Raw genomic sequence first — 2,836 nt, 5'->3', positions numbered from 1 at the left:
GCGGGCAGCGCCCCGCGGGCCGCGCTGCCCAGGCCCGAGGCGGGCGGCTTCCCCGGTGGACCGGGCGCGCCCGGCGGGCGCGGCCAGCAGGCCCCCCAGCAGCCCCAGCAGCCTTCCCAGGGCAGGCCGGCCCCCGCCGGCGCGGGCGCTCCGCAGAGCTTCAACGGCTTCGGCAACGACCCCGGCCGCCAGGACATGTTCGGCGGCCAGCGCCAGGACACCATGGGCGGCAACCGCCGTCCCGGTGCCCCGCAGCAGCAACAGCAGCGGCCCGCCGGCAACGGCGATCAGGGGCGCCGTCCCCAGCAGCAGCAACAGCAGTCGCCGCAGCTGCCGCCCCGCGGCGGTCCGCGCGCCGAGCTGCCCGGCGGCAACCCGCAGCCGCGCGTGCCCAGCTGGAGCGACGACAACGCCCAGCCGCCGGTGCCGCGTTCCGCGCCGGACGCCATGCGCGGCCACGAGGAGCCGGACGTCACCTCGCAGATGCCGCGGATCGACGACCGGCAGGGCGGGCCCGCCTCCACGGCGGAGTTCCAGCGGCCCGACTACGACGCACCGCGTCCCGGCGCCGGTGCGCAGCAGGACGGCGGGCAGTTCGTCCGCCCGGACGTGTTCGGCACGCCGGGCCCTGCCGGCCCGCAGAACCCCCAGCAGGGCGACCAGTACGGCCGCCAGGAGACCGGGCAGTACGACCGCCAGGGCACGGGCGGGTACGACCGTCAGGACACCGGGCAGTACGGCAGCCAGGACACGGGTGGCTACGACCGCCAGGCCCCGGCCCCGTACGTGCCGAACGGTTACGGCGGCGGTTCCGACGGCCAGTACCGGGCGCCGGGCCAGGACGTCCCGCAGGACAACGGCCAGTACTCCGCGCAGGACACCGGCCAGTACCCGGCGCAGGGCTACGGCGAGCGGCAGGGTGCCGACGGTACCGGCCAGTTCGAGCGGCCCGCGGGCGACAACCGTCCGCAGCAGCGCCCGCAGGCGCGCCGCCGTCCCGTGCTCCCCCAGGACCAGCAGGACGACCGGGGCGCCGCGCAGCGGCCCGACGGCGTGCGGGGACCGAACGACGGCTGGGAACTGCCGCCGGCGACGACCCCCGGCGACGGACGTACACCGCTGTACGACACGCTGGAAACCAACTGGTTCAACCAGGCTCAGGGCGGCGACGGCGCCCAGAACGAGCAGGCTCCGCAGCAGCCCGCACAGGCTTCCGCGGCACCGCAGCGCCCGGCACCCGCCGGCGCTTCCGCCTCCTGGCGGTCCACCCCCAATGACGAACTCGGCCGTCAGGCCGAGCGGGTACGCCAGCCCACCGCGGGTGGCGTCACCGTCTCGGGTCTGCCGCGCCGGGTTCCCCGCGCGAACCTCGTCGCCGGGACGGCTCAGCAGCAACAGCACCAAACCGGTCCGCAGGTCTCGCGTGCGCCCGATGACGTACGCGGCCGGCTGACCAACCTTCGTAGGGGCATCCAGCAGGGTCGCCAGGCCGGTACCGGCCAGACCGGCAGCTTCCCCAGCCCCACTCACCAGCAGGAGCGTTAGTTGAGCCAGATGAGCCAGGCGGCACAGAACCTCAACTGGTTGATCACCAACTTCGTTGACAACACCCCCGGGGTGTCCCACACCGTCGTCGTCTCCGCCGACGGACTCCTTCTGGCGATGTCCGAGGGCTTCCCGCGCGACCGCGCCGACCAGCTCGCGGCCGTCGCCTCCGGACTCACGTCCCTGACCGCCGGCGCCTCGCGCATCTTCGAGGGCGGCACGGTGGCCCAGACCGTCGTCGAGATGGAGCGGGGATTCCTGTTCCTGATGTCCATCTCGGACGGGTCGTCCCTCGCGGTCCTCTCCCACCCGGACTGCGACATCGGCCTCGTCGGTTACGAGATGGCTCTGCTCGTGGACCGTGCGGGCGCCGTGCTCACACCGGATCTGCGGGCAGAGCTCCAGGGCAGCCTGCTCCACTAGCAAGGTTCCACCGACCTACAGGAAAAACCGTCCGGCCGCCCTCCCCCCACCGGCCCGTCAGACGGCACGACCGACCGACTTGCTGTCCCGCCCGGAGGATCCATGACCCCGCCCACCGCTTCTCATGATCCGTACGCACATTCGTACGAGGACGAGGGCGACCAGCCGCTGGTACGTCCGTACGCGATGACCGGCGGCCGGACCCGGCCGCGCTACCAGCTCGCCATCGAGGCGCTGATCAGCACCACGGCCGATCCGGCAGCGCTCATGGGACTGCTCCCCGAGCACCAGCGGATCTGCCACCTCTGCCGTGAGGTCAAGTCGGTGGCAGAGGTGTCGGCCCTGCTGTCCATGCCCCTGGGTGTGGCACGGATTCTCGTCGCTGACCTCGCGGAGGCCGGACTCGTCGCCATCCACCAGCCGGGTGGCGACGAGAGCAACGGCGGCGCCCCGGACGTGACACTGCTCGAAAGGGTGCTCAGTGGACTTCGCAAGCTCTGACGGAGGGCGGGCAACCACCTCCGCCAAGATCGTTGTGGCGGGTGGTTTCGGCGTCGGCAAGACCACGTTCGTGGGTGCCGTCTCCGAGATCAACCCGCTGCGTACCGAGGCCGTGATGACGTCCGCGAGCGCCGGCATCGACGACCTCACCCACACCGGGGACAAGACCACCACCACGGTGGCCATGGACTTCGGCCGCATCACCCTGGACCAGGACCTGATCCTGTACCTCTTCGGTACGCCGGGCCAGGACCGCTTCTGGTTCATGTGGGACGACCTGGTGCGCGGCGCGATCGGCGCCGTCGTCCTGGTCGACACCCGACGCCTCGCCGACTGCTTCCCGGCGGTCGACTACTTCGAGAACAGC

3 protein-coding genes and 1 pseudogene are annotated in these 2,836 nt (G+C 72.5%); all 4 read left to right on the top strand.

Translation table 11 applies throughout. The features are described 5' to 3' along the window. Window positions 1–1,545, top strand: a pseudogene (locus KM933_RS38515) (nitrate- and nitrite sensing domain-containing protein); the annotation flags it as partial. A gap of 9 nt (window positions 1,546–1,554) precedes the next feature. Further along, the gene (locus KM933_RS38510; protein WP_055520031.1) at window positions 1,555–1,968 is read left to right on the top strand and encodes a roadblock/LC7 domain-containing protein; all 414 of its coding nucleotides are present in this window, start codon (window positions 1,555–1,557) and stop codon (window positions 1,966–1,968) included. A gap of 102 nt (window positions 1,969–2,070) precedes the next feature. Continuing rightward, entirely contained in the window at window positions 2,071–2,469 is a 399-nt protein-coding gene (locus KM933_RS38505) for a DUF742 domain-containing protein (protein WP_221362254.1), read from the top strand. Then, window positions 2,450–2,836, top strand: a 387-nt coding sequence (locus tag KM933_RS38500; protein ID WP_221362243.1) for a GTP-binding protein, incomplete at its 3' end; no start/stop codon positions are given. The genes KM933_RS38505 and KM933_RS38500, both read left to right, overlap by 20 nt.

The organism is Streptomyces beigongshangae, assembly GCF_019710745.1.
In the GTDB taxonomy this organism is placed as follows: Bacteria; Actinomycetota; Actinomycetes; order Streptomycetales; family Streptomycetaceae; genus Streptomyces; species Streptomyces beigongshangae.
This window is presented reverse-complemented; position numbering and strand designations above follow the sequence as displayed.

Coding starts and splice junctions, on each gene's coding strand:
- KM933_RS38510 (WP_055520031.1), top strand. CDS start 1,555: ATGAGCCAGGCGGCACAGAACCTCAACTGGTTGATCACCAACTTCGTT.
- KM933_RS38505 (WP_221362254.1), top strand. CDS start 2,071: ATGACCCCGCCCACCGCTTCTCATGATCCGTACGCACATTCGTACGAG.